Source organism: Streptomyces griseosporeus (genome assembly GCF_014656055.1).
Classification (GTDB): Bacteria; Actinomycetota; Actinomycetes; order Streptomycetales; family Streptomycetaceae; genus Streptomyces; species Streptomyces griseosporeus.
Genome location: NZ_BNBR01000002.1, coordinates 1,066,052 through 1,088,810, shown reverse-complemented (window position 1 = coordinate 1,088,810; position 22,759 = coordinate 1,066,052). Strand labels below are relative to the sequence as shown.

The 22,759-nt window shown below is 72.7% G+C and carries 24 protein-coding genes and 1 riboswitch; of the genes, 12 read left to right on the top strand and 12 right to left on the bottom strand.

Features of this window, described 5'->3' with window-relative positions; translation table 11 throughout:
• Positions 1-116 precede the first annotated feature (116 nt).
• The gene (locus IE308_RS14015) at positions 117-1,244 is read left to right on the top strand and encodes an 8-amino-7-oxononanoate synthase (RefSeq protein WP_190218141.1); all 1,128 of its coding nucleotides are present in this window, start codon (positions 117-119) and stop codon (positions 1,242-1,244) included.
• A 48-nt stretch (positions 1,245-1,292) separates the two neighbouring features.
• On the opposite strand, the gene IE308_RS14010 is transcribed toward IE308_RS14015, so the two are convergent.
• Both IE308_RS14010 and IE308_RS14005 read right to left on the bottom strand, forming a co-directional pair.
• The gene (locus IE308_RS14010) at positions 1,293-1,523 is read right to left on the bottom strand and encodes a DUF397 domain-containing protein (protein WP_190218140.1); all 231 of its coding nucleotides are present in this window, start codon (positions 1,521-1,523) and stop codon (positions 1,293-1,295) included.
• Between the two features lie 9 nt (positions 1,524-1,532).
• Complete coding sequence (locus IE308_RS14005; protein WP_110626705.1) at positions 1,533-2,390, bottom strand: helix-turn-helix domain-containing protein; 858 nt, start codon at positions 2,388-2,390, stop codon at positions 1,533-1,535.
• 213 nt (positions 2,391-2,603) lie between these two features.
• Here IE308_RS14005 and IE308_RS14000 point away from each other — a divergent pair, with 213 nt between their 5' ends.
• Complete coding sequence (locus IE308_RS14000) at positions 2,604-3,065, top strand: ATP-binding protein (RefSeq protein WP_110636113.1); 462 nt, start codon at positions 2,604-2,606, stop codon at positions 3,063-3,065.
• 3 nt (positions 3,066-3,068) lie between these two features.
• Here the strand turns inward: IE308_RS14000 and IE308_RS13995 are convergent, their stop codons facing one another.
• The gene (locus tag IE308_RS13995) at positions 3,069-3,983 is read right to left on the bottom strand and encodes a LysR family transcriptional regulator (RefSeq protein ID WP_110626704.1); all 915 of its coding nucleotides are present in this window, start codon (positions 3,981-3,983) and stop codon (positions 3,069-3,071) included.
• An 84-nt stretch (positions 3,984-4,067) separates the two neighbouring features.
• Between IE308_RS13995 and IE308_RS13990 the strand changes: the two genes are divergently transcribed.
• Positions 4,068-4,688: a LysE family translocator gene (locus IE308_RS13990; protein WP_190218139.1), complete on the top strand. Its 621-nt coding sequence runs from the start codon at positions 4,068-4,070 to the stop codon at positions 4,686-4,688.
• Between the two features lie 85 nt (positions 4,689-4,773).
• Here the strand turns inward: IE308_RS13990 and IE308_RS13985 are convergent, their stop codons facing one another.
• From IE308_RS13985 to IE308_RS13975, 3 genes are all read right to left on the bottom strand, one after another.
• Complete coding sequence (locus IE308_RS13985) at positions 4,774-5,247, bottom strand: C40 family peptidase (protein WP_110626702.1); 474 nt, start codon at positions 5,245-5,247, stop codon at positions 4,774-4,776.
• Between the two features lie 3 nt (positions 5,248-5,250).
• A riboswitch (cyclic di-AMP (ydaO/yuaA leader) is annotated at positions 5,251-5,440 on the bottom strand.
• A gap of 351 nt (positions 5,441-5,791) precedes the next feature.
• A complete protein-coding gene (locus tag IE308_RS13980; RefSeq protein WP_110626701.1) occupies positions 5,792-6,100 on the bottom strand; it encodes a hypothetical protein in 309 nt (102 codons plus the stop codon).
• Positions 6,101-6,107: 7 nt separating this feature from the next.
• On the bottom strand, positions 6,108-6,692 hold the full coding sequence (locus IE308_RS13975) for an ATP-dependent Clp protease proteolytic subunit (protein ID WP_190218138.1): 585 nt from the start codon (positions 6,690-6,692) through the stop codon (positions 6,108-6,110).
• Positions 6,693-6,832: 140 nt separating this feature from the next.
• Here IE308_RS13975 and IE308_RS13970 point away from each other — a divergent pair, with 140 nt between their 5' ends.
• From IE308_RS13970 to IE308_RS13930, 9 genes are all read left to right on the top strand, one after another.
• Complete coding sequence (locus IE308_RS13970; protein ID WP_229908860.1) at positions 6,833-7,954, top strand: S1C family serine protease; 1,122 nt, start codon at positions 6,833-6,835, stop codon at positions 7,952-7,954.
• Positions 7,955-7,985: 31 nt separating this feature from the next.
• On the top strand, positions 7,986-8,270 hold the full coding sequence (locus IE308_RS13965; RefSeq protein ID WP_190218137.1) for a type II toxin-antitoxin system Phd/YefM family antitoxin: 285 nt from the start codon (positions 7,986-7,988) through the stop codon (positions 8,268-8,270).
• A 246-nt stretch (positions 8,271-8,516) separates the two neighbouring features.
• Positions 8,517-8,819 carry an urease subunit gamma gene (locus IE308_RS13960; protein ID WP_190218136.1) on the top strand — a complete coding sequence of 101 codons (303 nt, stop codon included), beginning with the start codon at positions 8,517-8,519 and terminating at the stop codon, positions 8,817-8,819.
• An 11-nt stretch (positions 8,820-8,830) separates the two neighbouring features.
• Positions 8,831-9,142 (top strand): urease subunit beta, encoded by a 312-nt coding sequence (locus tag IE308_RS13955; protein ID WP_190218135.1) that lies wholly within the window; start codon positions 8,831-8,833, stop codon positions 9,140-9,142.
• Positions 9,135-10,856 (top strand): urease subunit alpha, encoded by a 1,722-nt coding sequence (locus IE308_RS13950; protein WP_190218134.1) that lies wholly within the window; start codon positions 9,135-9,137, stop codon positions 10,854-10,856. The genes IE308_RS13955 and IE308_RS13950 overlap by 8 nt, the downstream gene beginning before the upstream one ends.
• Positions 10,857-10,930: 74 nt before the next feature.
• Positions 10,931-11,605 (top strand): urease accessory protein UreF, encoded by a 675-nt coding sequence (locus IE308_RS13945; protein WP_110626694.1) that lies wholly within the window; start codon positions 10,931-10,933, stop codon positions 11,603-11,605.
• Between the two features lie 103 nt (positions 11,606-11,708).
• On the top strand, positions 11,709-12,386 hold the full coding sequence (ureG, locus tag IE308_RS13940; RefSeq protein WP_190218133.1) for an urease accessory protein UreG: 678 nt from the start codon (positions 11,709-11,711) through the stop codon (positions 12,384-12,386).
• Positions 12,374-13,147: an urease accessory protein UreD gene (locus IE308_RS13935; RefSeq protein ID WP_190218132.1), complete on the top strand. Its 774-nt coding sequence runs from the start codon at positions 12,374-12,376 to the stop codon at positions 13,145-13,147. The genes ureG and IE308_RS13935 overlap by 13 nt, the downstream gene beginning before the upstream one ends.
• A gap of 129 nt (positions 13,148-13,276) precedes the next feature.
• A complete protein-coding gene (locus tag IE308_RS13930) occupies positions 13,277-14,872 on the top strand; it encodes an alpha/beta hydrolase (RefSeq protein ID WP_190218131.1) in 1,596 nt (531 codons plus the stop codon).
• A gap of 101 nt (positions 14,873-14,973) precedes the next feature.
• On the opposite strand, the gene IE308_RS13925 is transcribed toward IE308_RS13930, so the two are convergent.
• From IE308_RS13925 to IE308_RS13900, 6 genes are all read right to left on the bottom strand, one after another.
• Complete coding sequence (locus IE308_RS13925) at positions 14,974-15,705, bottom strand: lysophospholipid acyltransferase family protein (protein WP_190218130.1); 732 nt, start codon at positions 15,703-15,705, stop codon at positions 14,974-14,976.
• 237 nt (positions 15,706-15,942) lie between these two features.
• Entirely contained in the window at positions 15,943-17,172 is a 1,230-nt protein-coding gene (locus IE308_RS13920) for a PP2C family protein-serine/threonine phosphatase (protein ID WP_190218129.1), read from the bottom strand.
• 80 nt (positions 17,173-17,252) lie between these two features.
• The gene (locus tag IE308_RS13915; protein ID WP_190218128.1) at positions 17,253-19,700 is read right to left on the bottom strand and encodes a SpoIIE family protein phosphatase; all 2,448 of its coding nucleotides are present in this window, start codon (positions 19,698-19,700) and stop codon (positions 17,253-17,255) included.
• 335 nt (positions 19,701-20,035) lie between these two features.
• Entirely contained in the window at positions 20,036-21,256 is a 1,221-nt protein-coding gene (rocD, locus tag IE308_RS13910) for an ornithine--oxo-acid transaminase (protein ID WP_190218127.1), read from the bottom strand.
• Positions 21,256-22,074 (bottom strand): dimethylargininase, encoded by an 819-nt coding sequence (ddaH, locus tag IE308_RS13905; protein ID WP_110626686.1) that lies wholly within the window; start codon positions 22,072-22,074, stop codon positions 21,256-21,258. The genes rocD and ddaH overlap by 1 nt, the downstream gene beginning before the upstream one ends.
• A gap of 122 nt (positions 22,075-22,196) precedes the next feature.
• Complete coding sequence (locus IE308_RS13900) at positions 22,197-22,700, bottom strand: Lrp/AsnC family transcriptional regulator (RefSeq protein WP_110626685.1); 504 nt, start codon at positions 22,698-22,700, stop codon at positions 22,197-22,199.
• Positions 22,701-22,759 lie beyond the last annotated feature (59 nt).

The window sequence follows — 22,759 nt, the reverse complement described above, 5'->3', positions numbered from 1 at the left end:
AGGAGGGACCGGACAACTCTGCCCGGTTCGCCGTGTGGGTATTGCCACACGGTGGGTGGCTTGTCGGGCCGCTAGGGTCTGTGAGCTGCCTACAAAACAGACAGACGGAGGGGCTCATGGCGTTCGGCTGGATCGACGAGCAGGCGGCGCTGCGCCGGCGCGCCGGACTCGTACGGACCCTCAGGCCCCGTCCCGCCGACAGTCCGCTGCTCGATCTCGCGAGCAACGACTACCTGGGGCTGGCCCACCACCCGGAGGTCACCGAGGGCGCCGCGCGGGCCGCGCGGGAGTGGGGCGGCGGCGCCACCGGCTCCCGGCTCGTCACGGGCAGCACGGAGCTGCACGCGGAACTCGAACGCGAACTGGCCGATTTCTGCGGTGTCGAGGCGGCCCTGGTCTTCTCCTCCGGGTACGCGGCCAACCTCGCCGCGGTGACCGCGCTCGCCCCGCACGGCTCGCTGATCGTCTCCGACGCGGGCAACCACGCCTCCCTCATCGACGGTTGCCGGCTGGCCCGCGGCACCACGCAGGTGGTGGCCCACGCCGACCCGGAGGCCGTGCGCAAGGCGCTGACCACGCACGACGGACCGGCCGTCGCCGTCTCCGACACGGTGTTCTCCGTCGACGGGGACGCGGCCCCGCTGGCGGAGCTGGCCGCGGTGTGCCGCACGCGCGGCGCCGGGCTGGTGGTGGACGACGCGCACGGGTTCGGCGTCCTCGGCGCCGGCGGCCGCGGCGCCGCGCACGCGGCGGGCCTCGCGGGCGCCGACGACGTGGTGGTGACGCTCACGCTGTCCAAGTCGCTGGGCAGCCAGGGCGGAGCCGTACTCGGCCCGGCCCGGGTCATCGACCATCTGGTGAACGCGGCCCGGACGTTCATCTTCGACACGGGCCTCGCTCCCGCCGCGGTGGGCGCGGCCCTCGCCGCGCTGCGGCTGCTGCGCCGCGAGCCGGAGCGGGCGGCAAGGGCGCGCACGGTGGCGGGCGAACTGCACGCCCGCCTGACGGCCGAGGGCCACGAGGCGGTGCGCCCCGACGCCGCGGTCGTCTCCGTGCGCGCGCCGTCCCCGGAGCAGGCGGTGCGGTGGGCGGCGGACTGCCGCACCGCGGGACTGGCCGTCGGGTGTTTCCGGCCTCCTTCCGTTCCCGACGGCGTCTCCCGGCTGCGGCTGACCGCCCGCGCGGACCTCACCGAGGGTCAGATCGAACGCGCTGTACAGGTCATCGGCGAGACGCGGCCATGAGTCGGCGAACCACGGCCGAGCGTCGCCCGGCGGACAGGGGGGAAGGGGTCAGAGCCCGCGCACCGCGGCCGTGAACTCCGCCCAGCTCCCGGGGGAGAAGAGCAGCGCGGGCCCGGCCGGGTCCTTGGAGTCGCGTACGGCGAGCAGCCCGGCGTACGGCCCCGTTGCCGGCCGGCCCGTCTCGACGCAGTTGTTGGCTCCCGTGCTGTAGCTGCTGCGCAGCCAGCGCACGTCGGGCAGATCGATGCCGGAAGGTACGTTCCGAGGCATTGCGGTCATGGTGCCTCCTTACGCGCCGTCTTTTATCGCGGCGATGTAATCCAACGAGTCCTCGGGGGAAAGGGCGTGGATCCGGAGGGAGTCGAAGGCCTCCGTGTAGGCCTGGAGGTCTTCTTTCCGTTCCAGATAGAGGCTACTCGTCAAGTGGTCGAGAACAACCACGTCCAGATCAGAAGTGCTCGGAAATGAGAAAATAACGAAAGGCCCGGTGATGCCGATATGCGCCCCCGCGGAGAACGGCAGCACCTGGAGCCGGACCTGCGGCAGCCGCGCCGCCTCCACCAACCGCTCCAGCTGACGGGACATCACCTCCGGGCCACCCACCTCACGGCGCAGCACCGCCTCGTCCAGCACCGCGCTCAGCGTGAGCGGCGGATCCGAGCGCAACACGTCCTGCCTGGCCAGGCGCACCTCCACCAGCGTGTCCAGCCGCTCCTCGTCGACCGCCCCCACCGCGGCCCGGGTCACCGCGCGGGCGTACTCGGGGGTCTGGAGCAGCCCCGGCACCACGGAGGTCTCCAGCGTGCGCATCGCGCTGGCCTGGGACTCCAGACTGATGAAGTCCCGGTAGGTGGGCGGCAGAACACCCCGGTAGGCCTGCCACCAGTGGTCCCGGCCGCCGTCCCGGGCCCCGGACAGCACCAGCAGCAGTTCCCTGAGCTGCCGGTCCTCGACGCCGTAGGCGTCCAGGAGTAACCGCACATCGGACGGTTTCACGCCGCTCGTGCCCGTCTCGATTCGGCTGACCTTCGACTGGTGCCAGCCCACGAGCCGGGCGGCCTCGCCGCTGGTGAGCCCCGCGCCGGCGCGCAGGGCGCGTAGTTCGGCGCCCAGCTTCCGGCGACGCACCGCGGGACCGTGCTGCATGGGGCCTCCTTACTCTGTCCGAGCCGCCCGAATACGGTCCGCCGTGGCAGAGTTCACCGCTTCGAGCGACAGATATATGCATATCTTGGTGGATCCCCACCCGTGACCGGCCCGGTGATGGCAGTCTGGCGGGCGAAGCACCAGTCCGGGACCGTACTCGAACCAGCCGCCTCGTGCCGGACCGCGGTCCCGTGGGAAAGGGACGACGTCGCCATGGCAGACCACCTGGAAGCATCCGTCACTCTGCCGAGCGATCCCGCCTCGGTGTCCGCGGCCCGCGCCTTCGTGATCGGCACCCTCGGCGAGTGGGGCCTGCCGGCGGACACCGAGGTCGCCGACACCGTCCGGCTGATCGTCTCCGAACTCGCCACCAACTCCGTCCAGCACACCTTCGGGCAGTCCCCCACCTTCACGGTGGACATGGCGCTCGACCGCGACGAACAGCTGCGCATCGGGGTCACCGACAGCCACCCCCGTTTCCCCAAGCGGCTGCCCGCGGCCGTCCAGCAGGACAACGGCCGCGGCATGGTGATCATCCGCTGGCTGACCGCCGAGTGCGGCGGCAAGCTCAGCGTCCGCCGCACCCGTGAGGGCGGCAAGACGGTCTGCATCGTCCTGCCCTGGACGGTCCCGGCCGAGCCGGTGCCGACGGCGGCCCAGCAGCCGGAGCCGTGACCGTCAGGTCTGCCCGGCGCGTCCGAACGCGCCCCGCAGCAGAGCCCGGAAGGCGTCCGCGGCCGGCGCCGTCTCCTCCGCCCGGTACACCACCGCGATCGTGCGGCGCAGCTCTCCCGGCTCCAGACGCCGCATCCCCACGGGCGTCGCCGCGGTCCGCGCCACCATCTCCGGTACGACGGCCACCCCGAGGCCGGCGCTGACCAGCGCGCACACCAGGGCGTACCCGGGGGTCGGCACCCGCACCGACGGTGTCGCCCCGGCCCGCGCCAGCGCCGACTCCACGCCCCGCCGCGCGGGCAGGTGCGGCGCCATGCTGATCAGCGGCTGCCCGGCCAGCTCCGCCAGCGGCAGCCGGGCGGAGTCCCCGGCGAGGGCGTGCCCCGGCGCGGTCACCAGCACCAACTCCTCCACCAGCACCGGTTCGGCGCGCACCGACGAGGGCAGCGGCACCGGGTCGGCCGGCTGGTAACTGTGCGTCAGAGCGAGATCGACGTCCCCGGCGGCCACGGCGGCGACACCGGCCGGCGGCTCGTGGTCGGCGACGGTCAGCTCGACGTCCGGATGGGCCCGGCGGAACGCGCTGAGCACCGGCGGCAGCAGATGGATGCCGGCGGTCTGGAAGGTGCCGACGCGCAGGATCCCGCCGGACAGGCCGGTCAGCCGCGCCAGTTCGTGCCGGGCCTGCGCCAGCTCGTCCAGCACCCGGCGCGCCCGCGCCACCAGCAGTTCGCCCGCGCCGGTCAGCCGGGCCCCGCGGTGGTGCCGTACCAGCAGGGCGGTGCCCGCCTCGCGCTCCAGCTTGGCCAGCTGCTGGGAGAGCGCCGGGGTGGTGTAGCCGAGCCGCTCGGCCGCGCGCGTGATGGACCCCGCCTCCGCCACCGCGACCAGTGCGGCCAGACGCGTCGGGTCGTACACGGGAGCCTGCCTTAACGAATGCTTCAGTCGAACCCAGCATATTCGACATACCTGCTGAAGGCCGGGCCGCGGCAGGCTGGGCGCATGGACGGACAGCTCATCGCTTTCACCGGGGTGGCCGCGGGCATGGTCGCGCTGCCGGGGGCCGACTTCACCGTGGTCGTGCGCAGCGCGCTCGCCTCCCGGCGGGCCGGCCTGGCGTGCGCGCTCGGCGTCGCCTGCGGGCTGCTGCTGCACACCGCGCTGGCGGTGGCCGGCGTCGCCGCGGTGCTCGCCGCCGTACCCGCGCTGTTCCGGGCCGTGCAGCTGGCGGGCGGCGCCTATGTGCTGTACCTCGGGGTGCGCACCCTGCGCACCCTGCGGGCGCGGAGCGCCGGCGTGACCGACCGGGCCGAGGCCGCCCCGCGCCCGCTGCGGCAGGGCTTTCTGACCAACGCCCTCAACCCCAAGGCGCCCCTGACCTTCCTCAGCCTGCTGCCGCAGTTCGTCCCCGCGGGCAGCGCGGCGGTGCCGCGGACCCTGCTGCTCGCCTTGATCGTCGTCGCGCTCGCCCTGGTGTGGTTCCCGGCGGTGGCGCTGCTCGTGGACCGCCTCGGCCGGTGGCTGCGCCGGCCGAAGGCCGCACGGGCCGTCACGCTCGCCACCGGCACCGCCCTGACGCTCCTGGGGTCCGGGCTCCTCCTGGAGCCTCTGTGGGCCGCCTAGGGGGCGTCTCGCGGGAGTTTCAGGGCGGCCGTGCGGTCCCGGGGCGGTGACGGCACGTCAGGATGCCGTCACCGCCCCGAGAGGCTCAGCTCACGCGCCCGTACCAGACACTCTTGGTCCAGATCTTCTGCAGCCTGACCACGTCCCCGGTCTTCGGGGCGTGCCAGATCTTGCCCTTACCGGCGTAGATGCCCACGTGGTAGACGTTGCTCCCGGAGTGGAAGAACACCAGGTCACCGGCCTTGCGGTTCTTGGCGGAGATGTGCCGGGTGGTGTTGTACTGCTGGGCCGCGGTGCGCGGCAGCTTCTTGCCGGCCTTCTTGAACGAGTACAGCGTCAGCCCGGAGCAGTCGAACCTCCGCGGGCCGGTGGCGCCCCACTTGTACGGCGCACCCTTCTTCGAGGCGGCCACCTGCAGCGCCTTCGTCGCCGTCGTCGCGGCCGCGGCGTCGGAGGAGAGGCCGGGGACCACGATGGAGCCGCCCACGGCGGCGAGGGTCAGGGCCGAGGCGGTGCCGGCCCGGGCCATCAGGGACGGGACACGATTGAGCGCAGTCATGCGCAACCCTTCGTCAGCCGCCTGTGAAGGATGACCTGTCGGATTCGGGCTGGCGAAGTAGCCCGGCCGCGCGAACGCGGCTTCACCCCAAGGGCCGCTCGGAACTGACGTCCCGTCGACCCGCCTTGCCTGGGTCCTCCACTCCTGCCGATCCACTCCTGTCGACCGGTCATCCGGGCGGCGGCAGGACTCGGCGTCCGCCCGGACCGCCCCGCCGCTTGTGGCGGGGGCTTGTCGTCAGACAGGGATCTTCACTCACGTGTGTCCGAAAATCCCAACGGAACCGGGGATTTGTGTTGTTACTCACCACTCACCCGTTCGGGTGGACAGCCCTGTGTTCGATGGAGTGTCCAGCCGTCCGACGACCCCGCGACCAGCGACGGAACCGACCGCTCCGCCTCTCGGTCCCCCTGCGTGCGCAACCGCGGCACCTCGGAAAAAGGACCCGTCGCTACTCCGCAGGGGGGACCGTCGTTCGGCTCGTTTCGGCCCGGCTCCGGCGGGCGCGTGCGGACGGACCGGAGCGGGCGCGGCTGCCGGGACGTCAACTGTCGGAGCGCGACGGCACCGTGACACGCGCCGTGCGGCGCTCGCCGTCGAGCACTCTGAGCGCCCGTGCGAGCGTGGCCGCGTGCAGCTCCGTCTCGCCCCGCTGATGCATCAGCGCGAGCGCGTCGCGCAACGCGGCCGCCTTTCCCACCAGCGCCTGCGCCGCGCGCAGTCCGCTGTAGGTGTGCCCGTCGCGCGCCGGGTTGATCCGGCCCAGCAGGTCGACCACCTCCAGGTAACGGTCGATCAACTCGCCCTCGGCCCGTGTGAGCGCGGGCAGGGCCGGCAGTTCGGGAGGCAGCACCGGCCGCTCACCGCCCTGCCGGCGTGGCGGGCGTGCCCTTGCGGCTCGGGACGACGCGGTCGGCGAGGCCGTACGCCACCGCGGCCCGCGCGTCGAGGACCGTGTCCCGTTCGGCGTCCTCGCCGATCCGCTCCCGGCTCCGCCCGGTGTGCCGGGCCAGGATCTCCTCGACCACGCGCCGATGGCGGGTCAGTTCACCGGCCCGCACGGCGAGATCGCTCGCCCGCCCCTCGACCGGCCCGTCCGGCTCCGGCTGGCGGATCACCACGCGCGCGCCCGGCAGCACGGCCCGCTTGCCCGGCGTCCCCGCGGCGAGCAGGACCGCGGCGGTGGAACCGGCCTGGCCCAGGCAGACGGTCTCCACGTCGCAACCGACGTACCGCATCGTGTCGTAGATCGCCGTCATGGCGCTGAACGAGCCGCCGGGCGAGTTGATGTACAGCGCGATGTCCCGGTCCGGGGCCAGGTGCTCCAGGTACACGAAGCGCGCCGTCACGTCGTTGGCGACGGTGTCGTCGATCCGCGTGCCGAGGAGGACGATCCGTTCCTCCAGCAGCTTCGCGTACGGGTCCGTCGTCGATGGTTGGGTCATTGCCTACCCCTCTCGTCTGTAAAAAACGTACAGGACGTACAGGCGAGTGGGAGTGTGGATGAGCCCGTTCTCCGACAGGACAGGGAACATGTGCGCACATATCCTGATCTAGTAACGATCACATCCGGGCGGAGCCGGAGGTGGGGCGGGCCGCCCGTCGTCGGAGGGCTCGTATCGTGCGCAGGAACGCCAGAGCCGCAGTCGCCGGCGCCTCGGTCATCGCGATGGTCCTGGGCGGGACGGCCGCGCAGGCGGCCCCGGCGGACGACTCGCCTCAGGAAATCTTCGAGAACGCGGCGCCGGCGACCGTTCAGGTCATCGGGAAGAAGGGCGGTGGCAGCGGCTTCGTCTACGACGCCGACCAGGGGCTCATCGTCACGAACGCGCATGTCGTCGCCGGCGAGGACGCGCTGAAGGTGGCGATTCCGGACAAGGGCGAGGTGCCGGTCCAGGTCCTCGGCAGCGATCCGTGTGAGGACGTCGCTGTGCTCAAGCTCAGCACCCCCCAGGACGACCTCAAGGCGCTGGAGTTCGGCGACAGCGACGACGTCAAGGCCGGCGACGACGTCACGGCCCTCGGCTATCCGGCGTCCTTCGAGAGCGATGCGGAGAAGCAGAAGCCCGTCTACACCTCGGGTGCGGTCCAGTCCCCCAACGTGCCGGCGGACCCGTCGCCCACCGAGCCGCACTTCTCGTCCACCATCCAGCACTCGGCCACCCTCAATCCGGGCAACTCCGGAGGGCCGCTCCTCGACTCGGACAGCAAGGTCGTGGGCCTGAACACCCTCGTCAACCCAAAGGCGCAGGGGCAGTTCTACTCCCTCAGCAGCCGGCATGTCCGCTCGCTGCTGAAGCCCCTGGCCGCCGGGCAGAAGAAGAACGATCCCGGATGGCAGGTCGTGTCGCTGGAGGATCCGGACGCTGCCGCTCTCCTCCAGGATCCCGATGACCAGCAGACCGTGGCGGACATCCAGAAGCGCGTGACGGACGCGGGCAAGACGGGACTGTTGGTGTACAACGTCGTGACCGGCTCGCCGGCGGCCGAGGCTCAGGTGACGGTCGGCGACGTCATCATGGCGGTTAAGGACACTCCTGTGGCCACGATGGCGGACCTCTGCGACGTCCTGCAGTCCGCGCCCGCCGGATCCAAGCTCCCCGTGCATGGCATGTACACCGTTAACGAAGGCTCCACCGACGAGGCCGGCAACGTCGCCAAGTTCGGTGACGAGTGGGACAGCCAGCTCCAGCTGTCGAACAAGTAGGCCCCGCGGGACCGCCCCGTAAGCTGGACGCATGGCCTACGAGATTCCGGTGACGCAAGCCAGGGCCGAGCTGGCCGACCTGATCAACCGGGTGGTGTACGGCGGCGAGCGCGTCGTCGTCACCCGGCACGGCAAGCCCCTCGTCGCCCTCGTCTCCGCCGACGACCTGCGGCGGCTGGAGGAGCTGGACTCCTCCGCGGAGGAGCCGGTGATCCGCTCGGTCTCCGCCGTCCGCGAGACGGGCTCCGGCCCGGCCGCCCGTGAGCGTCACGGCTTCGGCATCGCCGCGGAGCACCGGGGGCACGGCCCCTCCTGATCCGGGCGGCCGGCCCGCGCGCGGTACTGCGTATGGGGGAGACCAGCAGCGGGTCATGAGGTGATCAAGGCCTGGTTAACGTCTTTGAAACTCCGGCGAACTAGCCTGCCCCTCCACGCCACCAGGGGTTTTTCTCTCCCGATCGGTCCCGATCGAGCCATTTGTCTGTGTGTTACACCTATCCCCGTCGCGGTGGCAGCGGCAACCGGACCCCGCACGGTCCGGAGCGAGGATGTGAGGTGGGACGTGCAACTGACCCCGCACGAGCAGGAGAGGCTGCTGATCCATGTGGCGGCCGACGTCGCCGAGAAGCGCCGGGCCCGCGGCCTGAAGCTGAACCATCCCGAGGCGGTCGCCCTGATCACCTCTCACATCCTCGAAGGCGCCCGCGACGGCCGCACCGTCTCCGAGCTGATGGCCTCCGGCCGCAAAGTGCTCACCCGGGACGACGTCATGGACGGCGTCCCCGAGATGATCCACGACGTCCAGGTCGAGGCGACCTTCCCCGACGGCACCAAGCTCGTCACCGTCCACGAGCCGATCGTCTGAGGGGCCCGCCGATGATCCCCGGAGAGATCCTCTTCGCCGACGGCCCGGTCCCCTTCAACGAGGGCCGCGAGGTCACCCGGCTCACCGTCCTCAACACCGCCGACCGGCCCGTCCAGGTCGGCTCCCATTACCACTTCGCCGAGGCCAACCCCGGCCTGGAGTTCGACCGCGCCGCGGCCCACGGCAAGCGGCTCAACGTCGCCGCCGGCACCGCCGTACGCTTCGAGCCCGGCCTCCCCGTCGACGTCGAACTCGTCCCCCTCACCGGCGCCCGGATCGTGCCCGGACTGCGCGGGCGGACCGGAGGTGCCCTCGATGCCTGAGATCTCCCGCGCCGCCTACGCCGACCTGTTCGGCCCGACCACCGGCGACCGCATCCGGCTCGCCGACACCGACCTGCTGATCGAGATCGAGGAGGACCGCTCCGGCGGGCCCGGCCGCGCCGGCGACGAGGCCGTCTTCGGCGGCGGCAAGGTCATCCGCGAGTCCATGGGCCAGTCCCGGGCCACGCGCGCCGAGGGCACCCCGGACACCGTGATCACCGGCGCCGTGATCGTCGACCACTGGGGTGTCGTCAAGGCCGACGTCGGCATCCGCGACGGCCGGATCACCGGCATCGGCAAGGCGGGCAACCCCGACACCATGGACGGCGTCCACCCCGAGCTGGTCATCGGCCCCGAGACCGAGGTCATCTCGGGCAACGGGCGGATCCTGACCGCCGGGGCCATCGACGCCCATGTCCACTTCATCTGCCCGCAGGTCGCCGACGAGGCGCTGGCCTCCGGGATCACGACCCTCGTCGGCGGCGGCACCGGCCCCGCCGAGGGGTCCAAGGCCACGACGGTCACGCCGGGTCCCTGGCACCTCGCCCGCATGTTCGAGGCGATGGAGCAGTACCCGGTCAACATCGGCTTCCTCGGCAAGGGCAACACCGTCTCCCACGAGGCGATGCTCTCCCAGATCCGCGGCGGCGCCCTCGGGCTGAAACTGCACGAGGACTGGGGCTCGACGCCCGCCGTCATCGACGCGGCGCTCACCGTCGCCGACCGCACGGGCATCCAGGTCGCCATCCACACGGACACGCTGAACGAGGCCGGGTTCGTGCAGGACACCCTCGCCGCGATCGCCGGACGGGGCATCCACTCGTACCACACCGAGGGCGCGGGCGGCGGGCACGCGCCGGACATCATGACCGTCGTCTCCCAGTCGAACGTCCTGCCCAGCTCCACCAACCCGACCCGGCCGTTCACCGTCAACACCGCCGAGGAACACCTCGACATGCTGATGGTGTGCCACCACCTCAACCCGGCGGTGCCGGAGGACCTCGCCTTCGCCGAGTCCCGGATCCGGCCGACGACGATCGGCGCGGAGGACATCCTGCACGACCTCGGGGCGATCTCGATCATCTCGAGCGACTCCCAGGCCATGGGGCGGGTCGGTGAGGTGATCCTGCGGACCTGGCAGACCGCCCACGTGATGAAGCGGCGGCGCGGCGCCCTGCCCGGGGACGGGCGGGCGGACAACCGGCGGGTACGGCGCTACGTCGCCAAGTACACGATCAACCCCGCGCTCGCGCAGGGACTCGCCCGGGAGATCGGGTCGGTGGAGAGCGGCAAGCTCGCCGACCTCGTGCTGTGGGAACCGGCGTTCTTCGGCGTCAAGCCGCTCCTCGTGCTCAAGGGCGGGCAGATCGCCTACGCGCAGATGGGCGACGCCAACGCCTCCATCCCGACGCCGCAGCCGGTCCTGCCCCGGCCGATGTACGGGGCGATCGGGCGGGCGCCCGCCTCGAACTCCGTCAACTTCGTCGCCCCGCTCGCCGTCGAGGACGGGCTCGCGGAACGGCTGGCCGTCGGCAAGCGGTTCGTGCCCATCGAGTCGACGCGGCGGGTCACCAAGGCCGACATGCGCGAGAACGACGCGCGGCCCGACGTACGGGTGGACCCCGACAGCTTCGCCGTCCACATCGACGGTGAGCTGGTCGAGGCGACGCCGGCGGCGGAGCTGCCGATGGCGCAGCGGTACTTCCTCTTCTGAGGGTCCCTTTCTGACGGTCTCTTTCTGGCCGTCTCTTTCTGGCGGTCACTTTCTGACGGTGGTGCGGTTTCCTCATGTCACGAGCAGCACTTCTGGTCCTGGCGGACGGTCGGTTCCCCGCCGGCGGCCACGCGCACTCCGGCGGAGCCGAGGAGGCCGTCAAGGCCGGACGGATCACCGGGGCCGCCGACCTGGAGGACTTCTGCCGGGGGCGGCTGCACACGGCCGGACTCGTCGCGGCCTCCCTCGCGGCGGCGGCCGCGCTCGGGGTGCCGGCGCGGGAGCTGGACGCGGCCGCCGACGCCCGGACCCCGTCGCCCGCCCTGCGGGCCGCCGCGCGCAAGCTGGGGCGGCAGCTGACCAGGGCCGCGCGGGCCACCTGGCCCTCGGACGAACTCGACGCCCTCGCCCGGGAGTTCCCCAAGGGCGCCCATCAGCCGGTCGTGCTCGGACTCGCGGCGCGGGCGGCGGGGCTGGGGGCGGAGGACGCGGCGCACTGCGCGGCGTACGAGAGCGTGAGCGGGGCGGCCACGGCGACCGTGCGGTTGCTGAGCCTGGATCCCTTCGCCGCGACGGGCGTGCTGGCCCGGCTGGCGCCGGAGGTGGACCTCGTCGCCGACGCGGCCGTGGAGGCGGCGGGGCGAGTACGGGGGGAGGGGTGCGGGGCGTTGCCGGCGGCGGGGGCGCCGGTGCTGGAGATCGGGGCGGAGGTGCATGCGGGGTGGGCGGTGCGGTTGTTCGCGTCGTAGGGGGGTGCCGGTCCACCCACCCGTCCCGGTCGCCGGAGGAGTCGCAGCGGTAAATCACCCCCAACACGTGCCACACCCACCCCCACCCGAAAGGACCACCCCCATGCACCTCGACCACCCCCACGCCTCCTCCACCGCCCTCAGTGCCGACGCCCGGCGGCCCGACGGGAGGCGGCGGGCCCTTCGGATCGGGCTCGGGGGGCCCGTGGGGTCCGGGAAGACCGCCACCGTTGCCGCCCTGTGCCGCGTGCTGCGGGACGAGTTGTCGCTGGCCGTCGTGACCAACGACATCTACACGCGCGAGGACGCCGAGTTCCTGCTGCGGGAGGCCGTGCTGCCGCCCGAGCGGATCAGTGCCGTCGAGACGGGCGCCTGTCCGCACACCGCGATCCGGGACGACATCTCCGCCAACCTGGAGGCGGTGGAGGACCTGGAGGACGAGGTCGGGCCGCTGGACCTCGTGCTCGTGGAGTCCGGTGGGGACAACCTCACCGCCACCTTCTCCAAGGGGCTCGTCGACGCGCAGATCTTCGTCATCGACGTCGCCGGAGGCGACGACATCCCGCGCAAGGGCGGGCCGGGCGTGACCACGGCCGACCTGCTGGTCGTCAACAAGACCGACCTCGCGCCGTACGTCGGCTCCGACCTCGGCCGGATGGCCGCCGACGCCAAGGCGCAGCGCGACGGACTGCCCGTCGTCTTCCAGTCGTTGCGCAGCGAGCGCGGCGTCACGGACGTCGCCGACTGGGTGCGGGCCCGGCTCGCCGCGTGGACGGCGTGACCACCGCCGGCGGCGGGGTGCGGGCCCGCGCGCGGATCCTCGCCCGGCACCGGGCGCCGGGCGGCACCTTCCTCCCCGTCCTGGAGAGCGACGGGCCGCTCGCGCTGCGGCGGACGCGGGCCGGCGGTGACGAGGCGCGGGTCGTGCTCGTCGGCGCCATGAGCGGCCCGCTCGGCGGAGACCGCTTCGAGGTGGAGGCCGAGGCGGACACCGGGGCCCGGCTGCGGGTGCAGTCCGCCGCCGCCACCCTCGCGCTGCCGGGGCAGAGCAAGAGCGAGGCCCGCTATGACGTGCGGGTGCGCGTCGCCGACCGGGCGGAGTTGTGCTGGCTGCCCGAACCGCTGATCTCCGTCCGCGGGAGCGATCTGCGTGTGCGCACCGACGTCGACGTCGCGCCCGGCGGGCGGCTCGTGCTGCGCGAGGAACAGGTGCTGGGGAGGGCGGGGGAGGAACCCGGGCGGCTGGTCAGTCGTCTCACTGTGCGTACCGGGGGGCTGTGCGTGCTGGATCAGGAAGTGGCCTGCGGGCCGGGCGCGCCGGGCGGCTGGGACGGGCCCGCCGTGCTGGCCGGGCACCGCGCCGTCGGGCAGGTCGTCGTCGTACGGCCCGAGTTCGGTGAGCGGCCGGTCGCCGCCGGGCGGATCGGCGATCTGTGTGTCGTCATGCCGCTCGCCGGACCAGCCGCGCTCGTGAGCGCCGTGGCGGCGGACGGGCTGCGGCTGCGGCGGCTGCTGGACGAGGGACTCGCGGCGATCGGGTGACGGTTCGCTGAGCGCGTCGGATCATCCGGTTATCGGATTGGCAAAGAAGGGCGGCCAGACCTGTTCTCAGCCGCCTCACAGCAGCAAGGATCCCCGTACCTGTCACAACTAGGTATGGGGAGAGCCCACTTGCTTGACAGCAGACCGAAGAGGCGTACGGCGGCGCTCGGCTCGGCCGGCGCGCTCGCCGCCGCGGCGCTCATAGCCGGCGCGGTCGTCGCGCCGACCGCGAGCGCCAGCGGCCGCACCTCGCAGGACCCGCAGGCGCGCGGCGCCGCGATCGCCGCGGCGCGGGCCGCCAAGACCGGCATCACCTGGCAGGACTGTCCTGCCGACTGGGGCCTGGAGAAGCCGATCCAGTGCGGCTGGGTCACCGTCCCGCTCGACTACGCCAAGCCCTACGGCAAGCAGATCAAGCTCGCCGTGGACCGCATCGGCAGCACCGGGACCAAGGACGAGCGCCAGGGCGCCCTCATCTACAACCCGGGCGGACCCGGTGGTTCGGGCCTGCGCTTCCCGCGCCGGGTCACCACCAAGAACCCGCTGTGGGTCAACACCTCCAAGGCGTACGACTTCGTGGGCTTCGACCCGCGCGGCGTCGGCCACTCCACGCCCATCTCCTGCATCGACCCGCAGGAGTTCGTCAAGGCGCCCAAGCTCGACCCGGTGCCCGACTCCGAGGCCGACAAGCTCGCCCAGCGCAAGCTCGCCCGCGAGTACGCCGACGGCTGCTACGAGCGCAGCGGCTGGATGCTGCCGCACATGACGACGGCGAACACCGCGCGCGACCTCGACGTCATCCGCGCCGCCCTCGGCGAGAAGAAGCTCAACTACCTGGGCGTCTCCTACGGCACCTACCTGGGCGCGGTCTACGGCACCCTCTTCCCCGGACACGTGCGGCGCATGATCGTCGACAGCGTCGTCGACCCGTCGCGGGAGAAGATCTGGTACCAGGCCAACCTCGACCAGGACGTCGCCTTCGAGGGCCGCTGGAAGGACTGGCAGGACTGGGTCGCCCAGAACGACGCCACCTTCCACCTGGGCACCACGCGCGACGCCGTCCAGGCCAAGTGGCTGGAGCTGCGCGCCGCCGCGAAGAAGAACCCGATCGGCGGGGTCGTCGGCCCGGCCGAGCTGATCTCCTTCTTCCAGAGCGCCCCGTACTACGACTCCTCGTGGGTGCCGGTCGCCACCGTCTTCAGCAAGTACGTCGCCGGTGACACCCAGGCCCTCGTCGACGCCGCCGCCCCCGACCTGTCGGACACCGCGGGCAACATCGCCAGCGAGAACGGCAACGCCGTCTACACGGCCGTCGAGTGCACCGACGCCAAGTGGCCCACCGGCTGGAAGAAGTGGGACCGCGACAACACCCGGCTGCACAAGGACCACCCGTTCATGACCTGGGCCAACGCCTGGATGAACCTGCCCTGCGCGACCTGGCCGGTCAAGCAGCAGAACCCGGTGGACGTCCGGACGAACAAGGGTCTGCCGCCGGTGCTCATCGTGCAGTCCACGCGCGACGCGGCCACCCCCTACGGCGGTGCCGTCGAGCTGCACCACCGCTTCAAGGGCTCCCGCCTCATCACCGAGAAGGACGCGGGCTCCCACGGCGTCACCGGTCTGGTCAACCCCTGCATCAACAACCGGGTCGAGGCCTACCTGCTCACCGGTGAGCTGGACAACGCGGACGTGACCTGCGCGCCGCACGCCACGCCGAAGCCGTAGACGCTGTTCCGGTCCGTGCCGTGGTCCGCACGGCACGGGCACGACGGGGCGGCCGGGGTTCTCCCCGGCCGCCCTTGGCGTTTTCCTTCCCTGGCGGGCCGTCAGCTCAGCGGCATCCGCGGGAACCTGCGCTCCTTCTGCGCCCGCTCCGCCCGCTCCGCCTGTTCGGCCTTCGCGACGGCCGCGTACTGGTCGACGTACTCCTGCTCGGACAGCGACAGGATCGCGTACATGATCTCGTCCGTGACCGCCCGCAGCACCGCCTTCTCCTGCTCCATGCCCGCGTAGCGGGAGAAGTCCAGCGGCTTGCCGAAGCGGATGACGACCGGGTGGAGACGGGGGACCACCCTGCCGGGCGGCTGCGCCTCGAACGTGCCGATCATCGCGCAGGGAACCACCGGCACCCCGGCCCTCAGCGCCATCACCGCCACCCCGACCTTGCCCTTGTACAGGCGGCCGTCGTGCGAGCGGGTGCCCTCCGGGTAGATGCCGAGCAACTCGCCCTTGCGCAGCACCCCGAGCCCCTCGCGGATCGCCGCCTGCCCGGCCTCCTTGCCCGAGCGGTCGACCGGGATCTGCCCGGCGCTGCGGAAGAACGCCGCGATCAGCCGGCCCTTGATGCCGGGGCCGGTGAAGTACTCGCGCTTGGCGAGGAAGGTGATGCGGCGTCTGAGGACGGCCGGCATCAGGAAGTGGTCCGAGAACGACAGGTGGTTGCCCGCGACGATCGCCGGTCCTGACGCCGGCACATGTTCCAGGCCCTCGATCCGGGGGCGGAAGAGCAGTCTCAGCAGCGGTCCCAACAGCACGTACTTGAGCAGGTAGTAGAACAAGGGGGTCGCTCCTCACTCGGGCGGATCGGCTGAGCCGCCGCGTCCTCGCAGGTCAACCGGCCTGTTGCGGGGGGCCAGTGTAGGTGGAGTCGGCGCGGTCGGGGAGGGCCGCGGCACCAGCCAACCGCTACCCGCGGGCGGGCATCAACCCCGCCCGTCCCCCGTTGGCGTGATCGTTTCCACCCGCGCCGGCCCCGGGCCACCGCCCCGGACCCCGGGGCCGCCGCGACGGCGTCCTCACAGCCGTACGATCACCAGTGCCGTGTCGTCCGTCGCGCCGCCCGACGGCAGCAGCTCCAGCAGGACCTCGTCGGCGAGCGCCTCCGGGCCGGCCGTGCGGTGGCGGCGCAGTGCCTCGGCGAGGCGGTCCAGGCCGGTGTAGATGTCCTCGTGACGGCGTTCGATCAGACCGTCCGTGTACAGCGCGAGGGTCGCGCCCTCGGCGTAGGACGTGGTGGCCTGGACGCGGGGGACCGGGTCGGGAGGGGCGTCCAGAGGTGGGTCGGTGGCGCGGTCGAGGAACTCCACCCGGCCGTCGGCGTGGACGAGGACGGGAGGCGGATGGCCGGCGCTGCTGTAGGTGATGGTGTGCCGGTTGAAGTCGATGAACGTGGTGACCGCGGTGGCCGACTCGGCGCCGTCCACGACATGCGCGTAGCGGCCCAGCACGTCCAGCGCCTGCCCCGGCCCCGCCGCGACCCGGGACGCGGCGCTGAGCGCGCTGCGCAGCTGGCCCATCACGCACGACGCCGCCAGCCCGTGGCCGACCACGTCGCCCACCGACACGCCGATGCGGTGGCCGTCGACCAGGTCGACCAGGTCGTACCAGTCCCCGCAGACGTTGAGCGCGCCGACCGCCGGCCGGTAGCGCACGGCGATCTGCTCGTGGCGCACCTGGGGACGGGCGGGCAGCATCGCCGCCTGCAGGGCGAGGGCGACCTCGCGTTCGCGGGCGTGCGCCTTGCGCAGCCGCTCGTTCAGGTCCTGCAGCTCACGGGCGCGGGTGTACAGCTCCGCCTCCAGCACCCTCGTCCGGCCGCCGGTCGGCCTGCCGCGCGCCCGGATCAGCTCGGTCACGTCCTCGACGCGGTGCACCAGCAGCACCACCTTGCCGTCCGGTCCGAGGACCGGCGCGTTGACCGGGCTCCAGTAGCGCACCTCCCACTCGCCGGGCCGCTCCGCCCGCTCGACGTCGTAGCGCTGGAGCGCCATGGCGTCGCGCTCGCCGGTGTCCAGCACCCGGTTGAGCGAGGCCTGCAGATTGCGCATGCCGTTCGCCGACGGGTCGTTGGGGTTGTCCGGGAAGACCTCGAAAATCGGGCGGCCGACGACCTGTTCCCGGGTGCGCCCGGCGCCTTCCAGGAACTCCGCGTTGGCGTCCGCGAAGACCAGCTCCGGCGTCAGCAGGGCCACCATGCCGGGCAGGCTCTGGAACACCGCCGCGTAGTCGATCGCCGTGTCCTTCATGGCTCACGTCCCGTCCGCCGCCGCTTTTGGGTCATTTTGTCACTGAAGGGGAGGAAGGGGCCCGCGCTGCGGGCCGCCGGTCACACCCCGTCCTCGGTGAGGGGCTGCTCGGCCCAGATGATCTTCCCGTCGGGGACGAACCGGGTGCCCCACCGCTGCGTGAACTGCGAGACCAGCAGCAGCCCGCGCCCGCCCTCGTCGGTGGTGCGCGGATGGCGCAGATGGGGCGCCGTGGCGCCGCCGTCGAAGACCTCGCACACCAGCGCGCGCTCCCGGATCAGCCGCAGCCGGATCGGACCGCCCGCGTACCGGATGGCGTTGGTGACCAGCTCGCTGACGACCAGCTCCGTGGTGAACGCCAGCTCGTCCAGGTCCCACTCCGCCAGCTGCCGCACGGCCGTCTTGCGCGCGTCGGCGACCGCCGCCGGGTCCCGGGGCAGCTCCCAGGTGGCGACCCGGCCGGCGTCCAGACGCCGGGTGCGGGCCATCAGCAGCGCCACGTCGTCGTGCGGGCGGGACGGCACGAGGCCCTCGACGACCGTACGGCAGCGCAGGTCCAGGGAGTCGGCTTGGCGTCGCAGCGCCTGCTCCAGCCGCTCCCGGTCGGCGTCCACCGCCCACTCCTCGCCCCGGGCCAGCAGTCCGTCCGTGTGCAGCGCGAGGGTGCTGCCCTCGGCCAGCTCCAGCTCGACCGACTCGAACGGCGGACCCCCAGCCCCCAGCGCCGGACCCTGCGGCAGCTCCACGAACGCCACCGCGCCGTCGGGCCCGATCACCGCGGGCGCCGGATGTCCCGCCGCGGCCATCGCGCACCGCCCGTCGACCGGGTCGTAGACGACGTACACACAGCCCGAGCCCACGGCCTGCGCGTCCGCGCCCTCGCCGCCCGGCGGCAGGCCCGCCTCCCCGGCCGAACGGGCGACCAGGTCGTCCAGATGGGCCAGCACCTCCTCGGGCGGCAGGTCCAGCGCGGCCAGCGTGCGCACCGCGGTGCGCAGCCGGCCCATCGACGCCGCCGCCGCGATGCCGTGGCCGGGCACCTCGCCCACCACCAGCGCGACCCGCGCACCCGAGAGCGGGATCAGGTCGTACCAGTCGCCGCCCAGCCCGATCAGCTCGTCGGCCGGCCGGTAGCAGGCGGCCACCTCCACCGCCTCCTGCTCCGGCAGCCGGAGCGGGAGCAGATTGCGCTGGAGCACCAGGGCGGCGTCCCGCTCCCGGGTGTAGCGGCGGGCGTTGTCCACGCACACGGCCGCCCTCGCGACCAGGTCCTCCGCCAGGCTCAGGTCCTCGTCGTCGAAGGGCTCCTGACCGTGCCGGCGGAAGAACGTGGTGACGCCGAGGGTGACGCCCCGGGCCCGGACCGGCACGATCATCACACTGTGCAGGCCCAGCTCCAGGAAGGTGGCCTTCCGGCCGTCGGGTATGTCCGCCGCCCACTCCCGGGCCAGCGGGTCCAGCCGCTCCTCCCGCCAGGACCGGCCGGAGGTCAGGACCCGGATGGGCGGGGAGCCCGGCAGGTACGACGCCACGTCCCCCACGCCGACGACCGGCTCCGGCACGTCCTGGTGCGCCCGCTGCTGCCCCGCCCGCCGCAGCGGCACGGCACCCTCCGCGGCGCCGGGCAGCTCGGCCCCGCGCAGGACGTACTCCAGCAGGTCCACGGCGACGAAGTCGGCGAAGTCCGGCACCGCCACCTCGGCCAGTTCCTGCGCCGTGCGCCTGATGTCCAGCGTGCGGCCGATGTGCTCGCCGGCCCGGTCCAGCAGGGCGAGGCGGCGGCGGGCGCGGTGCCGGTCGGAGACGTCGACGACCGTGTAGTACACGCCCATCGGACGGCCGTGGTCGTCGTCGAGCCGGGTGAAGGACATCATGTGGGCGGTCTCGCGATAGGGGGCGGCGCGCACCCGGCCCACGTGCTCGTAGCCGACGACCGGTACGCCCGTCGCCAGCACCCGGCGCATCTGCTCCTCGATGGCCTCCGCGTCCAGGCCCGGCTGCACCTCCGCCAGACGCAGGCCGAGGCGCTGCTCGGGCGGGCCGCCGCCGAACTGCCCCAGCGCCGCGTTCGACCACACGAACCTCAGGTCCGTGTCCACGATCGCTATGCCGACGGGGGAGCCGGCGACCATCTGCTCCAGCACCGCGCGGCTCATGTTCCAGCCGGGCTCGCCGGTCATCTCCGACAGCAGGACCAGCCAGTGGGCGGGGCCGTGGGTGTGCAGCGCGGAGGTTACCCGGGCCATGACCCGCAGGGTGCGGCCGTCGGCCCGGCGGGCCGTGAGCAGCCCGGCCCAGCCGTCGTCCCTCCGGCACCGCTCGATCAGCTCCGGCGCCCGCGCCGCGTCCTCGTCGGCCAGCAGCTCGGCGAGCCCGTGGCCGACCACCTCGTCGGCGGCGTACCCCAGCAGCCGGCGGGCGTCCCGCGTCCATCCGGCCACCGCGCCCCGCGCATCCAGCAGCAGGGGCGCGGCGTCGGCCACGTCGAACCGCCGGCGGACCACGTCCTGCTCCTCGAATGCGCCCACGACCGGCCTCTCTGTCGCTGAGAGTGGTCCATCACCACTTGTCCCATCTTCACCCTGCACGCCCGGACGCGCGGACTGGTTCACCGCCGAGCGCGGGAACGGGCGTACGGACGGGGCAAGGAGGACGCGGCCCGGGCGCCCCCGGAGAACGGACACGCGGGAGCCGGTCGGTGCCCGTCCGGCGCTGCCGACGGCCGGCCCGGGCGACCGGGGCGTGATCGGCGGACGGGGCGGTTGCCGCCCGGGCGGGGCGCGGCAGACGCCGGAAGCGGACAGCCGGGAGGCACAAGGCCTCCCGGCTGTCCGTCACGCCCCGCCCGCAGGCAGGGCCCTACTCAGCCCCCCAGCACCTTCTCCAGCGACGCCAGTGCCGACTCCAGTTCCTCCGCGGTGATCGTCAGCGGCGGGGCCAGGCGGATCGTGGAGCCGTGGGTGTCCTTGACCAGGACGCCCTCGCGCATCAGACGTTCGCTGATCTCGCGGCCGGTGCCGATGGCCGGATCCACGTCCACGCCCGCCCACAGGCCGCGGGCCCGGAAGCCGACGACGCCCCGGCCGACCAGCTGCTCCAGGCCACCGCGCAACACGACGCCCAGCTCGGCGGCCCGGCGCTGGTACTCGCCCGTCTCCAGCAGCTCCACCACGGCCGTACCCACCGCCGCGGCCAGCGGGTTGCCGCCGAAGGTCGAGCCGTGCTCACCCGGGTGGAGGACCGACAGTACCTCCCGGCGCGCCACCACCGCCGACACCGGCACGATGCCGCCGCCCAGGGCCTTGCCGAGCAGCAGGACGTCCGGCACGACGCCGTCGTGCTCGACCGCGAGGGTGCGGCCGGTGCGGCCGAGCCCCGACTGGATCTCGTCCGCGATCAGCAGGCAGCCAGCCCGCTCGGTCAGCGCGCGGACCCCGGCCAGATAGCCCTCGTCCGGGATGATCACGCCCGCCTCGCCCTGGATCGGCTCCAGCAGGACCGCGGCCGTCGTCTCGTCGATCGCCGCCTCGATCGCCGCCAGGTCGTTGTACGGCACGATCCGGAAGCCCGGCGTGAACGGGCCGAAGCCCGTCCGGGCCGTCTCGTCCGTGGAGAACGACACGATCGTCGTCGTACGGCCGTGGAAGTTCTCCGCCGCGACCACGATCGTCGCCCGGTCGGCGGGCACGCCCTTCACGTCGTACGCCCACTTGCGGGCCACCTTGATGCCGCTCTCCACCGCCTCCGCGCCGGTGTTCATCGGCAGCACCATGTCCAGCCCGGTCAGCGCGGTCAGCCGCTCCGCGAACCCGGCGAGCTGGTCGTTGTGGAAGGCACGGGAGGTCAGCGTCAGCCGGTCCAGCTGACGGTGCGCGGCCTCGATCAGCGCCGGGTGGCGGTGGCCGAAGTTCAGCGCCGAGTATCCGGCGAGCATGTCCAGGTAGCGGCGCCCCTCGACGTCCTCCACCCAGGTCCCCTCGGCGCGCGCCACGACCACGGGCAGCGGGTGGTAGTTGTGCGCGAGGACCGGCTCCTCCGCCCGGATCAGGTCGGCGGAGGCACGGGTACGGGCGGGTGCGGTCATCAGCGGATCTCCTGGGTGCAGCACTTGATGCCGCCGCCGGCCTTGCGGAACTCCGACAGGTCGACGGGGACGGGGACGTAGCCATGAGCGTCGAGGCGGGCCGCGAGCGTCTCGGCCTGCGGGGCGATGAAGACGTGCCGGCCGTCGGAGACGGAGTTCAGCCCGAAGGCGAGCGCGTCCTCTCGGGTGGCGAGGACCGCGTTCGGGTACAGCCGCTCCAGCACCTCGCGGCTGCCCGGTGAGAACGCCTCCGGGTAGTACGCGATGTTGCCCTCGCCCTCGTCCTCCAGCACGAACAGGGCCGTGTCCAGATGGTAGAAGCGCGGGTCGACCAGGGTCAGGCTGACGACCGGGTGGCCGAAGAACTCCTGCGCCTCCCGGTGCGCCTCGCGCGTGGTGCGGAAACCGTGGCCGGCCAGCACATACCGGCCCGTCCAGACGAGGTCGCCCTCGCCCTCACAGGTGTTCTCCGGCCGGTACACGTCGTACCCGGCCGACTTGAACCACGTCTCGTAGTGCTGGGACTCCGGGCGTCGCTCGGGCGCGTGGAAGAGGGAGCCGAACACCCGGCCGGCGACGACGAACGCCGAGTTCGCGGCGAAGACCATGTCCGGCAGGCCGGGCGCGGGCTCCACGGCGTCGACCGCGTGCCCGTGCGCCTCGTAGGCGCGGATCAGGGTCTGCCACTGCTCCTGGGCGAGATCGACGTCGACGGGGGTGTCGGGATGCATCCAGGGGTTGATCGCGTACTGCACGGCGAAGTGTCTGGGTTCGCAGACGAGGAAGCGCCGCCGGCGCGGCACACGGCTCTCGGGCACAGAGGGGTTCCTCCGCTTCCTGGTGTCGACTGAGGGTTGACACCAAGGTAGGAAGCGACCGAGACGGGCGACAAGGAACAAGAGCTGCGTGTTCGCGCAGCATTGCTGCGTCTTGAAGCCGCTCAGCGCACGTCCGGTGCGCCCTCGGGTGCGGGCTGGCTCGCACCCGCTTCCGGACTCTCCGGGATGAGATGGGACAGCACCATCACACTGATCGTCTTGCGGATGAACGGCTCGGTACGGATGCGCTCCAGCACCTCCTCGAAGTGCTCCACGTCCCGCGCCCGCACGTGCAGCAGCGCGTCCGCCCCGCCCGTCACCGTCATCGCCGCGGTGATCTCCGGATGGTTGCGCACCACCTCCGCCAGCCGCCGCGGCGGCGCCGCGCCCTCGCAGTACACCTCCACGTACGCCTCGGTACGCCAGCCCAGCGCCGACGGCTTCACCGTCGCCGTGAACCCGGTGATCACGCCCGTGTCCCGCAACCGGTCCACCCGCCGCTTCACGGCCGTCGAGGACAGTCCGATCGCCGCGCCGATCTCATTGAAACTCGTACGGGCGTTCGCCATCAGGGCGGTGATGATCTTCCGGTCGAGCTCGTCGAACGGGGCGGTCCTGCTGTTCATGCGGGCACTGTATCCAGCGGGAATCCGCGGGGACGGCTGCCGCGGGCACATGTCCAGCG

What these genes read in the sequence shown, in the direction of transcription:
- IE308_RS14015 (WP_190218141.1), top strand. Translation starts at nt 117, where the DNA reads ATGGCGTTCGGCTGGATCGACGAGCAGGCGGCGCTGCGCCGGCGCGCC.
- IE308_RS14010 (WP_190218140.1), bottom strand. Translation starts at nt 1,523, where the DNA reads ATGACCGCAATGCCTCGGAACGTACCTTCCGGCATCGATCTGCCCGAC.
- IE308_RS14005 (WP_110626705.1), bottom strand. Translation starts at nt 2,390, where the DNA reads ATGCAGCACGGTCCCGCGGTGCGTCGCCGGAAGCTGGGCGCCGAACTA.
- IE308_RS14000 (WP_110636113.1), top strand. Translation starts at nt 2,604, where the DNA reads ATGGCAGACCACCTGGAAGCATCCGTCACTCTGCCGAGCGATCCCGCC.
- IE308_RS13990 (WP_190218139.1), top strand. Translation starts at nt 4,068, where the DNA reads ATGGACGGACAGCTCATCGCTTTCACCGGGGTGGCCGCGGGCATGGTC.
- IE308_RS13985 (WP_110626702.1), bottom strand. Translation starts at nt 5,247, where the DNA reads ATGACTGCGCTCAATCGTGTCCCGTCCCTGATGGCCCGGGCCGGCACC.
- IE308_RS13975 (WP_190218138.1), bottom strand. Translation starts at nt 6,692, where the DNA reads ATGACCCAACCATCGACGACGGACCCGTACGCGAAGCTGCTGGAGGAA.
- IE308_RS13965 (WP_190218137.1), top strand. Translation starts at nt 7,986, where the DNA reads ATGGCCTACGAGATTCCGGTGACGCAAGCCAGGGCCGAGCTGGCCGAC.
- IE308_RS13955 (WP_190218135.1), top strand. Translation starts at nt 8,831, where the DNA reads ATGATCCCCGGAGAGATCCTCTTCGCCGACGGCCCGGTCCCCTTCAAC.
- IE308_RS13950 (WP_190218134.1), top strand. Translation starts at nt 9,135, where the DNA reads ATGCCTGAGATCTCCCGCGCCGCCTACGCCGACCTGTTCGGCCCGACC.
- IE308_RS13945 (WP_110626694.1), top strand. Translation starts at nt 10,931, where the DNA reads ATGTCACGAGCAGCACTTCTGGTCCTGGCGGACGGTCGGTTCCCCGCC.
- ureG (WP_190218133.1), top strand. Translation starts at nt 11,709, where the DNA reads ATGCACCTCGACCACCCCCACGCCTCCTCCACCGCCCTCAGTGCCGAC.
- IE308_RS13920 (WP_190218129.1), bottom strand. Translation starts at nt 17,172, where the DNA reads ATGAAGGACACGGCGATCGACTACGCGGCGGTGTTCCAGAGCCTGCCC.
- rocD (WP_190218127.1), bottom strand. Translation starts at nt 21,256, where the DNA reads ATGACCGCACCCGCCCGTACCCGTGCCTCCGCCGACCTGATCCGGGCG.
- IE308_RS13900 (WP_110626685.1), bottom strand. Translation starts at nt 22,700, where the DNA reads ATGAACAGCAGGACCGCCCCGTTCGACGAGCTCGACCGGAAGATCATC.